8 protein-coding genes are annotated in these 16,826 nt (G+C 45.8%); 2 read left to right on the top strand and 6 right to left on the bottom strand.

Going from position 1 to position 16,826, the window contains the following annotated elements; translation table 11 throughout:
- Positions 1-26 precede the first annotated feature (26 nt).
- Together FHS86_RS08390 and FHS86_RS08385 are read left to right on the top strand one after the other, a co-directional pair.
- Positions 27-2,870: a sugar-binding domain-containing protein gene (locus FHS86_RS08390; protein ID WP_429412554.1), complete on the top strand. Its 2,844-nt coding sequence runs from the start codon at positions 27-29 to the stop codon at positions 2,868-2,870.
- Positions 2,871-2,943: 73 nt separating this feature from the next.
- Positions 2,944-5,346: a beta-galactosidase gene (locus FHS86_RS08385; RefSeq protein WP_429412553.1), complete on the top strand. Its 2,403-nt coding sequence runs from the start codon at positions 2,944-2,946 to the stop codon at positions 5,344-5,346.
- A 426-nt stretch (positions 5,347-5,772) separates the two neighbouring features.
- On the opposite strand, the gene FHS86_RS08380 is transcribed toward FHS86_RS08385, so the two are convergent.
- From FHS86_RS08380 to FHS86_RS08355, 6 genes are all read right to left on the bottom strand, one after another.
- Complete coding sequence (locus tag FHS86_RS08380) at positions 5,773-7,137, bottom strand: family 43 glycosylhydrolase (protein ID WP_429412552.1); 1,365 nt, start codon at positions 7,135-7,137, stop codon at positions 5,773-5,775.
- Positions 7,138-7,188: 51 nt separating this feature from the next.
- Positions 7,189-9,141 (bottom strand): glycoside hydrolase family 97 protein, encoded by a 1,953-nt coding sequence (locus FHS86_RS08375; RefSeq protein ID WP_429412551.1) that lies wholly within the window; start codon positions 9,139-9,141, stop codon positions 7,189-7,191.
- 21 nt (positions 9,142-9,162) lie between these two features.
- Positions 9,163-10,734 (bottom strand): glycoside hydrolase family 43 protein, encoded by a 1,572-nt coding sequence (locus FHS86_RS08370; RefSeq protein WP_429412550.1) that lies wholly within the window; start codon positions 10,732-10,734, stop codon positions 9,163-9,165.
- A gap of 74 nt (positions 10,735-10,808) precedes the next feature.
- On the bottom strand, positions 10,809-12,557 hold the full coding sequence (locus tag FHS86_RS08365; protein ID WP_429412549.1) for a glycoside hydrolase family 43 protein: 1,749 nt from the start codon (positions 12,555-12,557) through the stop codon (positions 10,809-10,811).
- Positions 12,558-12,614: 57 nt separating this feature from the next.
- Positions 12,615-15,224 carry a glycoside hydrolase family 31 protein gene (locus FHS86_RS08360; RefSeq protein WP_429412548.1) on the bottom strand — a complete coding sequence of 870 codons (2,610 nt, stop codon included), beginning with the start codon at positions 15,222-15,224 and terminating at the stop codon, positions 12,615-12,617.
- Positions 15,225-15,233: 9 nt separating this feature from the next.
- Positions 15,234-16,769: an alpha-L-fucosidase gene (locus FHS86_RS08355; protein WP_429412547.1), complete on the bottom strand. Its 1,536-nt coding sequence runs from the start codon at positions 16,767-16,769 to the stop codon at positions 15,234-15,236.
- Positions 16,770-16,826 lie beyond the last annotated feature (57 nt).

The following is a 16,826-nucleotide window of genomic DNA, read 5'->3' as shown; positions in this document are numbered from 1 at the left end:
TTGTGTTTCAAATAAAATAAACTGAAATGGTACGTATAATAGGAATAGTTGGTTTTCTTCTTTTTGCTGCTTTTGCTTGCAAGCAAAGCGAAATACAGGAAATGGATCTCTCCGGCGAATGGAACTACCAACTCGATAAAAGCGAAATTGGCGAGAACGAAAAGTGGTTTAACGCAGAATTTACCGAAAAAATTACACTTCCAGGAGCGTTAAGAGATTACGGAATTGGCGATGAACCCGATTTGGATACCGACTGGACCGGAAGCATTTACGACAGCTCGTGGTATTTCAATCCGGCCATGGAGAAATACCGGCAAAAAGGAAATATAAAGTTTCCTTTCTGGCTCACGCCTGACAAGCATTACAAGGGAATGGCCTGGTTTCAGCGCGACCTTGTAATTCCTGAAAACTGGCAGAATCAGGAGCTTGTACTCCACCTCGAACGCCCTCACTGGCAAAGCAAGGTATGGTTCGATTCGCTTGAAATCGGCAGCGACAACAGCCTTTCGGTGCCACATCGCTTCGTCATTCCTTCGGAATGGGTAACTTCGGGCTTACATCGCCTCACCATCAGAATCGATAATGCCATTCGCGAAATCGACCCGGGCATCAACTCCCATAGTATTTCAGACCACACACAGGGCAACTGGAACGGAATCGTAGGCGAAATGAAACTATTGCCCCGGGCCGATGTACACTTCGAAAAAGTGAAAGTAAGCCCCCAACTGGCCAATAATACCATCAAAATTGAGGTACAGCTTAACAAAGCCTTGTCGGAGGCTAAACTTGATTTTGAGATCGAAGGCAAGAATCACGATCATAAACTGCCACGTATATCCAAAACCTGGGAAGATGGAAAAACCACCCTGTCGTTTACCCTTCCAATGGGAGACGATTACAAAGCATGGAGCGAATTCGCACCCAATGTTTATGAATTAGCCTTGACGTTGAAAGGGAGTTCGGGCATTGCTGACTTTCAGAAAGTGCCTTTTGGAATGCGCGAGTTCAGCATTAACGACAAGCATTTTGAAATTAACGGCACCCCGGTTTTTTTGCGTGGAACCACCGAGTGCAGCGTCTTTCCGCTTACCGGCTATCCGCCAACCGATAAAGAAGAATGGGCACGCATTTTCGAGGTCTGCAAGTCGTTTGGGCTGAACCACATGCGTTTTCACTCCTATTGCCCGCCCGAAGCAGCTTTCAGTGCTGCCGACGAAGCGGGCATTTACCTGCAGGTTGAAGGCCCCAGCTGGGCCAAGTATTCCACCTCGCTGGGCTACGGAGCGCCCATTGATGCCTACCTGATGAAAGAAACCCAACGCATACTCGACACCTACGGCAATCATCCTTCATTTGTAATGATGGCCTACGGAAACGAGCCGTCGGGGCGCTATGTGGGCTACCTCGAAAACTGGGTCGATCATTTCAAACGCTACGATTCCCGCTTTGTTTACACCGGCGCATCAACCGGTCGTAGCTGGGCCATTATCGAAAACAGCGATTTCATTGTGCGTTCTCCGCCACGCGGCCTCGAATGGAAAGATCGACAACCTGGATCGCTTTTCGACTACCGCCACAAAACCGAAAACCAACAACGCCCCTACGTGACCTTCGAAATGGGACAATGGTGCGCATTCCCAAATTTTAACGAGATTGACAAATATACCGGCGCGTTGAAAGCCAAAAACTTTGAATTGTTTCGCGAAGACCTGGCCGACCATCACATGGCCGATCTGGCCGACGAATTTCTGATGGCATCAGGTAAACTTCAGGCTTCGTGCTACAAACAGGAAATTGAAGCCACCCTGCGTACACCCAACCTGGCAGGATTTCAACTGCTGAGCCTGAACGATTTTTCAGGTCAGGGAAGTGCGCTGGTGGGCGTACTGGATGCTTTTTGGGACGAGAAAGGTTACCTCAGCGCTTCTGAATTTAAATCGTTTTGCAGCGAAGTAGTTCCGCTTATCCGAATTGAGAAATACACGTTCGAAACGAACGAAACCTTGAATGCAGCAATTGAAATTGCTAATTTCTCAGGCCGCGTACTCGAAAACAGCAACATCGAATGGAAACTTACAAACGATACAGGACAGCTTTTAAAAGAAGGCATTTTTGAAGCTGTTTCCATTCCGCAGGGATCTTGCAACGAAGCAGGAATGCTCGAAATCCCATTAAATTTTATTGAAAAAGCATCCAAATTAACGCTGTCTGTAGTCCTCGGCGATTACCAGAATAGTTGGAATGTATGGGTCTATCCTACTCTCGACCAAAACAATGATACGAATAGCATACTTATAGCCGAACAAATTGGGCCTGAAGTTAAAGAAGCACTTGAGCAAGGCCAAAATGTATTGTTGCTGGCTGCCGGCAAAGTCGAAAACGGAAAGGATGTGGTGCAATACTACGTCCCGGCCTTCTGGAATACCTCATGGTTTCGCATGCGTCCGCCACACACAACCGGTATTTTCATTCAGCATGAACACGCGGTGTTTGACGATTTCCCGACTGATTACTACAGCGATTTGCAATGGTGGGAGCTGGCCAACCGGCAACAGGTAATGAATCTGGAGAATTTTCCTGCTGATTTCCGGCCACTGGTACAGCCCATCGACACCTGGTTTCTGAACCGTCGTTTGGCTATGCTGTTCGAAGCCAGGGTGGGCAAAGGTAAACTGATGGTTTGCAGCGCCGATTTAAGTACCGGTCTGGATCAGCGACCTGTGGCGCGCCAGTTAAAACAAAGCATTCAGAGCTACATGAATTCTGAACGCTTCAACCCTTCAGAAATCATTGATTATTCAATAATTGAAGAACTTTTTGAAAAGAAAGAACGCGAAGGATGGAAGTCGTATGTCAACGAAAATCCCTGATTGTGTGACCTTCGTCACAACAGATCGTTAGAATTTAGACATAAGACAATAGAATTACTAAATCATTTATATCATGAAATTACAAAAGGCATTCCTGTTACTAATCGTTGTTTTTGCGGCATTCAACCTGCTGGCGCAAACTACTTACCAAATCGATATCAATCAACCCGAGATGAAGATTTTGCGTGGACATCTCGATCTGGGTGGTGAAAATCCCGAAGGAGAAAAAATAGCAGTCAACAGCGCTTACATTGAAAAAGATGGAAAGGCTTTTTTTCCGATAATTGGTGAGTTTCATTTTTCACGCTTTCCGGAAGCGTATTGGGAAGAAGAAATTCTCAAAATGAAAGCCGGAGGAATTAATGTAATTGCAACCTATATCTTCTGGAACCTTCATGAACGTACCGAAGGCCGGTTTGACTGGAGTGGAGATCTGAACCTGAGAAAATTCATCCAGCTGACAGCAAAGCACGATTTGCACGCCATTGTGCGCTTGGGCCCCTTTTGCCATGGTGAAATGCGAAACGGTGGTATCCCCGATTGGATGTATGGCCGCCCATTTGAGATCCGCAGCAACGATGCAGCGTACCTCGAATATGTCGATCGACTGTACGGGCAAATTGCAAAACAGCTAAAAGGTTTACTTTACAAAGACGGAGGACCGGTTGTTGGAGTTCAACTCGAAAACGAGTACCAACACTCGGCAGCGCCGTGGGAGTGGGCTTATCCCGGGAGCAGAAAGGAAAGCACTGTTGCCAATCGCGATGCAGCCCTGGCTCACGAACAAATTACCGTTACCGACGGGAAAAATCCGTGGGCTGACTACGGAAAAGAACACATGGCCAACCTGAAAAAGATAGCACAAAAAAACGAGATCGATGTACCCATTTACACCGCCACCGGCTGGGGAAATGCCACCATCGTTGAAAAAGGAAGCATACCCGTTACTGCCGGTTATGCCTACCCATTTTGGGCCGATCCTTTTCCATCGGACTTTTATCTGTTTAAGGACATCAAGAACAAGCCCGATTACAGTCCGGTAAGTTACGATACAGAACTTTATCCTTCTATTTCGGCCGAAATTGGCCCGGGTATTCAAATTAAATATTCCCGCCGTCCCATTGTTGAGTACGAAAGCGTGGCGCCATTAATGACCCGTATTGTTGGCAGCGGCTCCAATGGAATCGGGTACTACATGTATCACGGTGGCTCAACGCCCCAATTCGACGGAAAGTTTTACAACGAAGAAGCCAATGGACTGCCAAGGGTAAACTACGATTTTCAGGCGCCCATCGGCCAGTACGGGCAGGTGCGCTACCATTACAAGCACCTGAGAATGCTTCACCATTTTTTAGATGCATATGGCGAAATACTGGCTCCGATGAAAACCGTGCTTCCCAAAAACAATGCAAGCATCAAGCCCGACAATAACGAAACCTTAAGGTATGCCGTTCGCTCGTATGGAGAATCAGGTTTCCTGTTTATCGTTAATTTCCAGGATCATGCCGAAGTGAAAGCCATTGATGATGTTCAGGTTGAAATTGCCACAAAAAATGAAAGCATTCGCTTCCCTGCTGAAGGCCACATTGATGTACCCAAAGCAGCTTCAGTCATATTTCCCTTTAATCTGAAACTGGATAAAGCCACCGTGAAATCGGCCACTGTTCAGCCCTTAACGGTGCTGCAACAAACAGACGCAGCTTATTATATTTTCAGCACCATAAAAGGAATTCAGGCTGAAATCAATTTTTCATCTTCATGTGAAATTACAAATATGAAAAATGCTTCGGTGACTAAAATCGATCAAATTCAGACGATCAAACCCGAAAGGGCTGAACCATTTTCGTTTGAAGTTAACGGGGTAAACGTTTTGGTACTTACCGAAGAGATGGCGATCAATTCGGTCGTAATCAACGAGCAGCTTTTTGTTTCGGATGCCCTGATTCTGGAAGGCAAAAACGAGCTTCAACTCATCAGTAAAGCAACGGAGAATCACTTGCATATTTTCCCCGAAAAGGCGAGCAAGGTCAAAGCCGACAATGCTATAATGAAGCAAACAAAAGCTGCATTTGAAGGCTTTAACAGCTATTCCGTCGTTTTTGAAGAGATAGAACCGAAGATGGAAATTGAGAAAATCAGCGATCAAAAATACAGCCTTAAGGTCAGTTCCGACTTGTCGAAATTAAACGATGCATTTCTCGAAATCGACTATGTAGGTGACCGTGCACTGGCCTTTATCGACGGCCAGTTGATTACCGACCATTTTTATCAGGAACGCAAATGGGAAATCGGGTTAAAATCGTTTGCCGGGCTATTGGAAAACAACGAAATGTTGCTCTTTTTTCACCCGATGTACGACGATTATCCCTATTTGGGTGATTTAAAAAATCTTCCTGAATTCAATAAGGGCAGCCATTTGGAAGTTCAGGGATTTGAAATTGTACCGGAGTACAAAACCCGGCTTGAAATGAAATAGGGCCTTTCGGATGAACATTAAATCAGTGAGAATAAGTACAAAATTAAAACGGTTCCCCCTACTAGAATGATGAGCCTGACTAACAAAGAACGCCAGGATAATGAAACGTAAACACGCTGAAGGGGGCTGAACTACATGGTAAACTGAGCTAATCATTCTTGCGAAATAGCAAGCTGATGTTGCTCGATCTATCACATACACTAACTGGCAAAATTAAGCTGTATTTATCAAAAAAATTGCCGCGAATGCCCGAATACTATTCTGACTTCCATCGGAATGCATTCGTGTTTATTTTATTATTCGTTTGTAACTATGTTTTAGCGCTCCAAAGTTTCCAGGAATCCAGGACCAGGTTTGTTATGTACTTCCATGGTTCATCCACCCTAATCTTAATTTGATCCGTTTTTATTTGTAAATTTCTGCATTTTACTCAAAACGAAGCCAGTCAACTTCAACAGCATCGGGAGCATTCGAAAGCACCACCAGGTTTTGAACTCCTTTCGGGCGCTTCGAAACCCCGGCTTCCAATATTGACCAGCTTGCTCCTGCCGGAACTTTAATTTCGCCTAGCAGTTGACCAGCCGGATCATCCAATCTGATTTGCAGACTGCCTCCTTTAACTGAGCTGGCTTTCACCCGCACTTTATTCACTTTTTGTTTGCCAAAATCCACAGCATCATACTGCACCCAGGTACCTGAGCTTTCCAAAACAGTTTTCCAACCATCAAACACATTCGATGAGTCGATAAATTCAACCTTTGTACCCCTGGCACTGATGGCACTGTAGCGATCGGTTTCAATTTTGCTCGTGGCACTTGTAAGTCCCACACCACGCAAAGTCGGCACTACCTTTTGAATACTGCCGTCGGCACCGAAGAACAGACTGTCGGCGCGAACCGAACGGTTTTTATCGAAGTCGGGCGAAAGATCGTTGTGATGATAAAACAGGTACCACTGTTTGTTGTATTCAATAATGGAATGGTGATTGGTCCAGCAGCCGGTGGGCGATTCATCCATAATGACGCCCTTCATCTCGAAAGGCCCCATGGGATGATCACTTACTGCATATTCGAGTCGCTCTGTTTTATTTTCAACATGAGGGAAAGTAAGGTAATAAATGCCCTTGCGCTCAAAAACCCAGGGGCCTTCCTTCAGGCCTTTCTCCGGAAGGTTGGGAATGATCAAAGGTTCAGAATCAAGCTCCAGCATGTTCTCTTTCAGTTTGGCCACAAATATGTGTCCCTGCGACCAGTAAATATAGGCTTGACCGTCCTTGTCGATCAACACATTGGGATCGATGCCTTTGATTCCTTCAATGTTTTCTTTTTGCGGAGTATATGGCCCTTCGGGCTGTTCAGCCACAGCCACCCCAATGCCAAAGCCTTTTCGACCGTTTTCATCCACTTTGTTGGTCCTGGCCGGAAAATAAAAGTAGTAAAGGCCATTGCGCTCCACACAGTCGGGGGCCCACATGCTGTAGGAAGTGGAATCGATCCAGGGGGCATCGTACTGACTGACAATCATTCCGTGATCGGTCCAATCGCTCAGGTTTTCCGATGAAAACACATGATAATCTTCCATGCAGAACCAATTCTCGCGAAGGTTTTTTCCGTCGGGTGCCGGAATATCGTGGGATGGAAAAACGTACACTTTGCCCTTGAAAACCCGTGCCGAGGGATCGGCTGTGAATTGATCGCGAATGAAGGGGTTTTGTGCATATGCGGTACCTGCTGTGATGGAAAATATGCACAAAAGTGAAAGTAGAAAAAAGTATGAGTAAGACTGCTTCATGGTTTTATCATTTTTAAATAATACAGGATACGGGACAGCCGATTTCCATTTTTACTGAATCAGCAGCACGCCCCCATTGGTAGGAATTGCTACTTCAACATCCTGATTCTTTTTAAATTTCAATGTAGTTACTTTTCCATTCAGGTCCTGGTCGTCCATGTACATTTTCACTTCAGAAGTGCCCTCAAGCATCGGAAGTTTCAGTTTTAAATTCAAAGTTTCCTTTTGGGCATTGATTCCGGCAACGTACCAGTTTTCCCCTTTGCGACGTGCCAGTACCACGTATTTGCCAGGATAGCCATCGATGTAACGAACTTCGTCCCAGGTGGTGGGTACCTCTTTCATGAAGTTAATTGCCCAGTCAGGAGCATCGTTCAGGTTATTCGGGGCCAGGGCAAAGTGCTGAACCCCACTTTGAAACAAAACAGCAGTAGCTAGTGCAAACACATCGGAAGTCATTCGTTTGGATCCCCGGTTGGGCGTATTGTTGCCGTTGTAGAACTGATTGAGCGCACTGCCGCCAAAATCCATGCTTCCCACCGTATTTCGAATAAAGGGATGAATGCTTGCATTGGTGGCTTCAATGTTGCAATGGTATTGCGAAAAGTGAAGGTTTTCGCTGGCCAAAACAGCCTCACTGGCTGCATAGTTGGGGTACATCCGCTCCCAGCCGCGCGGCAGGGTACATCCATGAAAAATCACCATGATTCCAAAGTCATTGGCATCGTACAGAATATCTTCGTACAGCTTCATGGTCATTTGCTTGTCGCCACCGAAAAAGTCGACTTTAATTCCCTTCACGCCAATGCTTTTCATCCATGCCATTTCCTTGCGGCGGGCAATGGTATTATCCATAATTCCGCGCGGGCCCTGAGGTGCATCATTCCAATAACCGTTTGAATTGTACCACAAATAAAGAGCTACCTCTTTACTTTCGGCATATTTTGCCAGCTCTTCAATTTTGTCGTAGCCAATTTGTGTGTCCCAAAGCGCATCGACCAATACGGTTTCGTAGCCCATGGCCGCACTAAAATCGATGTATTCCTTTTGAACATCGAACACTGTGGCACCGTCCATTTTCATGATCCAGCTCCACGAGCCTTTGGTGTATTCATATTCTTGCGAAGCTTCATAACGGGCTTCCACCACATCGAAAGGCACGGTGGTTTCGACAATGGGCGTTAAGGTTTCCCCCACTGTAATGGTGCGCCAGGGCGTGTAGCCAGGCAGCGTGATACCTGGAGCCGAAGTTCCGTTGCCGTTGTTTTCGCCTTCCATAGGAAAACCGATGGTGTACAGTCCCCCGGCATGCCCAATGAGCCTGCTGCCACAATAACGGCTGTCGACCCCGGTTTCCGAAATAAGCACCCAACCGTTGTTGTTCACTTTAAACAGACAGGGAAAGGTGTAGCCATTGTTTTCAGAACCATTCTGCCCCATGGGAGCATCGAGCGTGTAAAGCATTTCGTAGCTGGGCATGGTGCGTGCAAATCCCACCATGGGTTTGCTTTGCGGAGTAAGAAAAGTGGTACTTCCTTCGGGAAATACAAAGCCTGTGCTTTCTTCGTTTACAACACAACTTTTGCGTTCGCCCTGCGGATGCACCTGGTAGCGGAAAGCGACATCGTTGTTGCTCACCCTGAAAATGATGTCGAAGGCTGCTTTTTCACCTTTTGAAAATGAATAAACCGCTTCGTTGGCCAGGTAATGCACCTTGCTTTTTTTAATGTTGGGCAAAGAATAGCTTTCGTCGATTTCACGAAGCTGTATGTTTTCGCTCATGCTTAGTCCCACACTGAAATCGCCCACATTGGTTTTCATTCCAAGAGGCGATGGTTCCAGAAAAGATTTACCGTTATATTGAATATGGTAGAATGGAATACCATCATTTTCTGCCAGTGTCAACACCAGCTTTCCATCGGGACTGTTGATGGTCTTTTCACTTGCGAACAAAGTGCTGACTGTAAAAAATAGAACTAAAAAAAACAAACAAGCATTCTTCATAATGAATAAATTTTGCACTATTTATTGTTTTGAAATCTGATCACTGATTCTGAAGTAATCGAAATCGGCATATCCTCCGGTATGCTCGGTGGCATAACAGAAGAGTCCAAAACGATAGCCCATAAAGTGCTCCATTAAGGTGTATTCCATTTTCAACTGATTGCCAATGGCAGTCCAGTTTTCCCCATCGAGACTATAGAAGAACTCAGCCAGATCGGCCCGGTCTCTGAAATCGCACTCAATTTTCAGGTAAACCGAATCCTGCATGAGTGGCAGACTTTCAATTTCTTCCGGAATATCGCTTTGGTTGCTTACCATGAAGAGTTTTTTCTGTCCATCGACCAGCTTCACGCCCACCTGGCCAAACTTGCGTTGCAAGGCCACCAATCCGGCGAAATCGCCTTCTTTTAAATTACTCACATCGAGCAAGGTTGTACCCGAACTTACAGGGCCAAAAGTGCGCTGTGTTAAGGTATTTCGGGCTTTTAGAAACAGGCTGTCGATGCGCCCGGTTTTCAGTCGCAGGTATCCATCGCGCTCGTTCAGCGACCATAGATTGTTATCAGGATTGTGGTTCCACTGCCAAACCAGTGGTAACAAAGTTTCACCTGCTTTTCGGTTGAACTCATCGCTGTTTACAATACCGGGGATCAGGCCTTTGCTGGCTGGCAAATCGAGCGTATCGGGCACAGTGCCGTCGACACCTAAAACCGGCCAGTCATTTTCCCAGCTAACAGGAACCAAATAAGGGATGCGCCCCACTGCCCCATTGTCGCGAAAAAGATAGGCAAACCAACGACCGTCGGGTGTATCAATGATGCCACCCTGTGCAACCCCTTTGTCCTGAAGCGCCATACGACCTTCCCAGGGACCATCAATGTTGTCGGCCCGATGAACAACAACGGTTCGCATTCCACCCCGTGGCCAGGTAATGACAAACAAATAATATTTGTCCTTCACCTTGAAAAGCTGTGCTCCCTCGGCGCCCAGCATGATGTTGTCACCTGCAGGAGCACTGGCATTTTCAATCAATACTTTTTGTGTTCCTTCTTTCACGCCCGACAAACCGGCATTCAGTTCAGTAATGAAAAGCTTACCATTTCCCCAAATCATGTACGTTTTGCCATCGTCATCAAAAAAGATGGTATTGTCGTGGTACGAAGGTTCAAATTCCTGTCGTTTCCAGTTTCCTTCTTCCACATCGTTGCATGAAAAAATATAGGTTTTGCCGGTAGTGCTCGAAAAGGTGGAGAGATAATAGGTATCGTTGTGAAAGCGCAGACTGCTAGCCCATGAACCACGGCCATAGGTACTTTGACCTTTCTCCAGATTCATGGCATATACATCGGCCAGTGTTTCGTAAGCATAACTAACCAGTTCCCAGTTCACCAAATCGTTCGATTTCATGATGGGAACGCCCGGTGCCATGTGCATGGTGGTACTGCTCATGTAGTAGCTGTCGTCGACCCGAATCATCGACATATCGGGCACATCGGCCCAGATAACTGGATTTACAGCATTACTTTCAACCTTTTGTTCAGTGCTGCATGCCTGTAAGGCAAGCAAAGCAAACACGATAACTATCAACCTCATTTTATTACGTTTTAATCAAACTGAATGTTTTCAGCTTTCAAGATAGTACTTTACTGTTAATAATTGAAGACGGTTTACTGAGGTAACGCGTCATTGGCCTTTGTTGCATACAAGCCCAGCAAACATCCTGTGAAACCTCCTGCCATGTTGGTCGAAAGAATGTCGCCTGATACGATACCGCCCAGATTTACAAAATCGCTTCCATTGAGTGAATAACTGAATTCGTAATCATCGCCCCGGGCCTGCACTTTTAATTGAAGCGATTTACTCACATCGATCACAGTGCTGGCGAGCACTTTGGATTCCACTTCGCGGCTTCTTCGCGGCTTTTCATTTCGTTCCAGCAAAAGATGGTATTCATTACCTTTTTTTGTAACCCCAAAGACATAGTTTGAATGTTCGTTCTGAAGGGCCACAATGCCTGCCAGGTCTTTTTCCGATTCAGGTTGGTAATTCATGGTGGTTTCGAATGAAAAATGCTTGTGCTGCTGGCGATGGAACAAGGTAGATGTAGGCTTCACTTCCTTTATATTCACTTCAAAAGGAGTGATTTGCAATCCATTTTCAGTAAAGGTGATGAATTCTTCACGAGGGCCACGCAGTCCAATCCAGCGGTAATCGAGTTGATTGGAACTGAAATCCTCGGTGTAGGTGAAATTTCCATTGGGAAAGAAATCATCCTTACCAGTTTTATTTTCAACACCTTTGGGCATTTTCAACTTAGATTCCATAGGAACCAGTCCGTTAATGAAAACAGGAAATTCGCCCGACCAGTCGACCGGCAGAATGAAAGTTTCACGGCCGGTGTTCACCCGGTCTTTCTCGTTGGGACGAATGGCCAGAAATACGCCATAGTATTTTCCGTCGGGACCTTCAACCAGGTCGGCATGGCCGGCCCAATCCACTTTATTAGCACGGTCGTGAGGAAAATAGCGCTGTGTTAAAATAGGGTTATTGGGTGCAGGCTTATACGGACCTCTAGGATGATCGCTGATAAAAATAACCTCGCTGTGCCAGCCGCCAGTACCACCTTCGGCACACATTAAATAGTATTTTCCATTTTTCTTGTAAATGTGAGGTGCTTCAATCCAAATAGGTTTTTTCGACAAATCGACACCACCATCTACAATAATTTTGTCGCTTCCGGCAATTACCTGATCGTTCTCCAGATCGTAATCCCAGATTTTGATGACCCGGTGCCCGTTGTAGAGCTCCTTTCCCGGGTCGGGTGCATCGTTGTGCACCACGTAGGCCTTGCCATCTTCGTCAAAAAACATCGACGGATCAATTCCGTTAAATTTCAATTTAAAGGGATCACTCCAGCCATCGAAAGGATCTTTCGTTTTAACCACGATATTTCCAAAACCACCAGCAAATTGGGTGGTAATCATGTAAAATGTATCGTTGTACTTGTTGTACTTGATGGCCGGAGCATAAACTCCCGCGCTAATGCCCGTATCGTGCACCTTTAATTGAGAGGTTCGGTCGAGCACATGCCCCACTTGCTTCCAGTTTACCAGATCGTTCGAATGAAAAATAGGAACGCCCGGAAACATGGCAAAGGACGAACTGACCAGGAAATAATCATCGCCTTTTCGCGTAATGGCAGGATCGGGGTAACAGCCTTGCAGAATCGGGTTATAAAACTCATCTTCTTTCAAAGGGTTTTGTTTATAAGCCGGATCATTACCCTGATAAGTTACCTCTGAGAATACCGGGTTATTATCAGGCTGGGAGTTTTTCGCTTTTCCTGAATTTGCCAAAGCACTCATGACTGAAACCAACATCAGTGCCATCAGCACCAATAGATGTCTCTGCTTCATCACTTTTCCTTTTACTTCTTTTTTAATCATCATCGGATATTTATCGTTATTAAATTGCTAGTTCATTGGTATACGAAGCAATTGACCCGTGTATGAAACCCGGTGTTCAAGGTTCGCAGTATTGATATGATCGCTTTGCTTTTCCTGTTGCACCAACACAAGTTTAAACTTACGTTCAGCCAACATGCCTGGAAACATACCTTCGCGATCGGCAATGGTCAGTTCTTTTTGGGCATCATCCCAGATAAAAGAAATGGTTGAATACTGACCTCTTTCGTAGTTGTAATTGTCGCCTTCGTCCTCATACAAGGTGAATTCGCCATTGGCTCCCTGGTAAATTCGGATTTCGAGTTCTTCGTTCGAATGCTCACCTGAATGCTGCACTACCTGACCAACCGGTACAATTGCCCCGGCTTTCACGAACAAGGGTATACGGTCTAAAGGCGCATCGGCTTGAACTGTTTGTCCTCCTTCGAGGTACTTCCCAGTCCAGAAGTCGTACCAGGCGGTTGATACAGGCAGATAAACGTCTCTGTGTTCTACACCGGCTTCGGTAATCGGTGCAACAAGGAAAGCCTTGCCGAACATGTATTCATAGGATTGTTTTACAGCTTCGGCATCGCCGTTAAAATCCATTACCAGCGGGCGCATTATGGTAGAACCCTTGGTCACCTGCCAGGCTTCGGAATAAATGTAAGGGAGTAGCTGGTAACGCAGATTCAGCATTTTGCGCATGTTGTCTTCCACCTTTTGCCCGTATTTCCATGGCTCGGTTTCGCTCATGTAGCCATGCATGCGGAAAATCGGGTTGAAAACGCTCCACTGAAACCAGCGGGTCAACAATTCGTGGTAATTCTCGTCGGTGTATTGTGCTTGTCCGGGACGGAAAAAGCCGCCTATGTCGGTGGTCCAATAGGGTAAACCTGAGATGGAAAAGTTAAGCCCTGCCACCAACTGACGACGATAGGCATCCCAGTCGCCACCAATATCGCCCGACCAGTTGATGACCCCGTAACGCTGCTGGCCTGAGAAGGCAGACCGTGTTAAAATGCACACACGCTTCTCTTCCGTCACTTCGCGCTGACCTTCGTACACGGCTTTGCTCACCATGAGCGGATAGGTCAGGCGATAAAAATCACCTGGCCCCATATGCGTCATCTCCCCGGTGAGCGCGTCATTTTCGGGCTCAACGGCATCCATCCACCATGAATCGACCCCATGGTCGAACATGTTTTCTTTTAAGGTTGTCCAATATTCCTTGCGGGTTTCGGGGTTGAAATAATCCAGCCATTTGGTTCCTGGAATAAAGCGGTTATTCGCGATGTATTCCTTCCCTATTTCCGAATTTTTGTCGGGATTGCTCCAAATGGAGATGTTGAAATGGGCATTTAAATCATGTATTTCTTTGATGAAACCCGATGGATTGGGGTAATTCTTCTCATCGAACTGCGGAACGCCCCAGCCCCTGTTGCCCCAGTATTGCCAGTCCTGAACAATTACATCCATGGGGAGTTTTCGTTCGCGAAATTCCTTTACGGTTTCAAGCAAATGCGTTGCCGAGGTATAGCGTTCGCGGCACTGCCAAAAACCATAGGCCCATTTGGGGAACATGGGTGCATTTCCACTTAAATTGCGATACGAGGCAATCACCTCGTCGGCCGAACCCACAAACACCACATAATCGAGTTTTTTTGCATGAGGCGAACGAAAAGTGGTGGTATTTCCCTTCAACTTCCAGGATAGTTTCGGCTGATTGTCGGACTTGCAAACCAGCTGCACATCGTGCTCACCGGCCTTCAGTTGAAGCAAGGCACCGGCAGTGGGTGGCAGCCAAATATTGCTCTGATCGATCAGCGGTTCTCCGTCGATGACCACATAATGCCGGTTGCCCATGGTTCCCAGATCGAGAAAAATGGAATATTCGCCATCTTCGGGCACGGTAAATTTCCCCTGGTAGAGCGACTGGTTTTGCGAAACCCGCTGTGTACCGGCCGTGGTGGTCACTTCAACCAGGTTTTCACTTTCGACCGATTTTTCCTGTTTCTCAAGAGCAATATAATTGTCGGCCGGATTGAAATCAGTCAAGCCATACTGATGCCACAAAAGGCCATAACCCTTGCTCGAATAAATAAACGGAATGGCAATTTGGCTGTTTACCTGGGTCAAACGGCGGCTTATGCCCTTGATGTTGTAATGTCCGTCCTGAAACTGCCCTAAGCCGAAAAGGAATTCATCGACAGGAGAATCGAAACTTTGTTCGACAAAGAAACAGGGTTCGACCATGACAGAATCGGGTTGAATTACCCGTGTCCCGGCTACTTCGTTCAAAATAAGCTTCCCCGTATTGTCAAAATAAGTGAGTTTACCGGTTTTCCGGTTTACTTCAACATCCATTTGTTTGAGTGAAACCCTGATATTGTTACCTGATTTTATTATTTCAAATTTGGGTAATTGATTTTTATTGGTGAAAATAAACTCAGGAACTTCTATTTCATCCCCTTCAAAAAACTTTACCCTTACCGCATTGTCGGCAAGCGGAAATATGCCGAGTGTACCATCGGGTAAGGAAATCGTAATACCCCCGTTTAGGCTTTCATAGCTTACTTTTTTCTGACATGCCGGGAGGGCAAACAGCAAAATTAGGATGATGATCTGAAATATTCTCATGGTATGGTTTTATTCAAATTCTACCTTAAACACAGTAGCCAGCTCATCCATATCGGAAGAAGCGGGAGTTGTAATGGTCAACACATCATTGGTTTTTGTCCATTCCAATTCTACTCCGCTCCCAACAACGCTTACCCGTTTGATAGCTGATTCTGCAACATGATGAATCTCAAAAGCTGAATTGGCTTCGGGACGCCCCAGAGAATATACAAACAGACTCTTTTTATCTGTTGAAATGGTAAAACGGATGTCGTTCTGATTATAGTCCATGGTGGCTGTTTGTCCGCCGAAGACATTTTCCTGAAATTCGGCCCTGCCATATCCGAAGGTGGTATAGGCACGGGTTTCATAAACCGCTTCTTTGTGTTTTTCAATCCATTGACCTATTGAAGTCAGGACTTCCCTTTGTGCATCAGGGATGATCCCGTTGGCCATAGGTGAAATGTTTAGCAACACAATTCCCCTTTTGCTCCATACATCAATCATGTTCCTGATGACCAATGCAGGGTTTTTATAGGTTTGACCGTTGGTGTAACACCAGCTGCCGTAACTGATGGTAATATCCGTTAACCAATAATCATCCGAAAGTTCGGTTTTTCCGCCCTGTTCCATATCGAGCATGCCCACATTAGAGGGGAGGTCTTCCTGTTTGTGGGCTGCAATGGGTTCTTGCCCCCGCGATACTGCCGTATTGAAATGATGTGCGACCATTTTCTGACGATAGTTTTCGGGAATGATGTCGAGCCATGAATCAAACCAAATGATGTCGGGAGCATAATTATCAACCACTTCATTCACCTGGTTTAGCCAATAATCATGAAACTCATCTTCGGGGATATTACCGTAAAAATATTTGAGTTTGGGATCGGTAGTTGAAGAGATAAAATCGGGATGATAGGGGTAATGGCTGTTCCAGCCCGGATCGGAAGTATATTTGGCCCATGCGGCGGTATCGGTGGCATAGCGCTGAAGTAACCTTGCATGATGGAAGGTGGCAATGGTTTTCATGTCGCGCTTTTTAACTTCGGCATACAATTCACCCAAAATGTCCTTTTCGGGACCCATGTCTTTTACATTCCAAGGGTTCACTTTACTGCCCCACATAGCAAAACCGTCGTGATGCTGCGCAACCAGACCGGCAAACTTTGCTCCTGATTTTTCAAATAAATTGGCCCATTCGGCTGCATCGAAATGCTCGGCAGTAAATAGGGGAATAAAATCATGGTAATTGAATTCATTTAAAGGCCCGAAAGTTTTCTCGTGGTGCTCAAATACCCTGCCTCCCCAGTCATCTCTTCCGGGAACATACATCCAACGGGGATACCATTCATTATCGAAAGCGGGAACGCTGTAGAGGCCCCAATGAAAATAAATTCCAAATTTGGCATCTTTATACCATTCGGGTTCACGGTCGATTGTTGAAAGAGATTCCCAGGTTTCTTCAAACTTTGCTGCCTTCGTCTTTGATTTTGAACGGGTATTGCAGGAAACAACAACCAGTAACAGACTGGCAATGAATGCGATTATTTTAATATTTCTAATCATCACAGATATTTTAATCATTCTATCTATTTAATTACATTTTTGAATAAAGCCCCACTC

The organism is Roseimarinus sediminis (assembly GCF_050433125.1).
Classification (GTDB): domain Bacteria; phylum Bacteroidota; class Bacteroidia; order Bacteroidales; family Prolixibacteraceae; genus Roseimarinus; species Roseimarinus sediminis.
The sequence above is the reverse complement of the archived record's forward strand: the minus strand, read 5'-3'. Positions and strand labels throughout refer to the sequence as shown.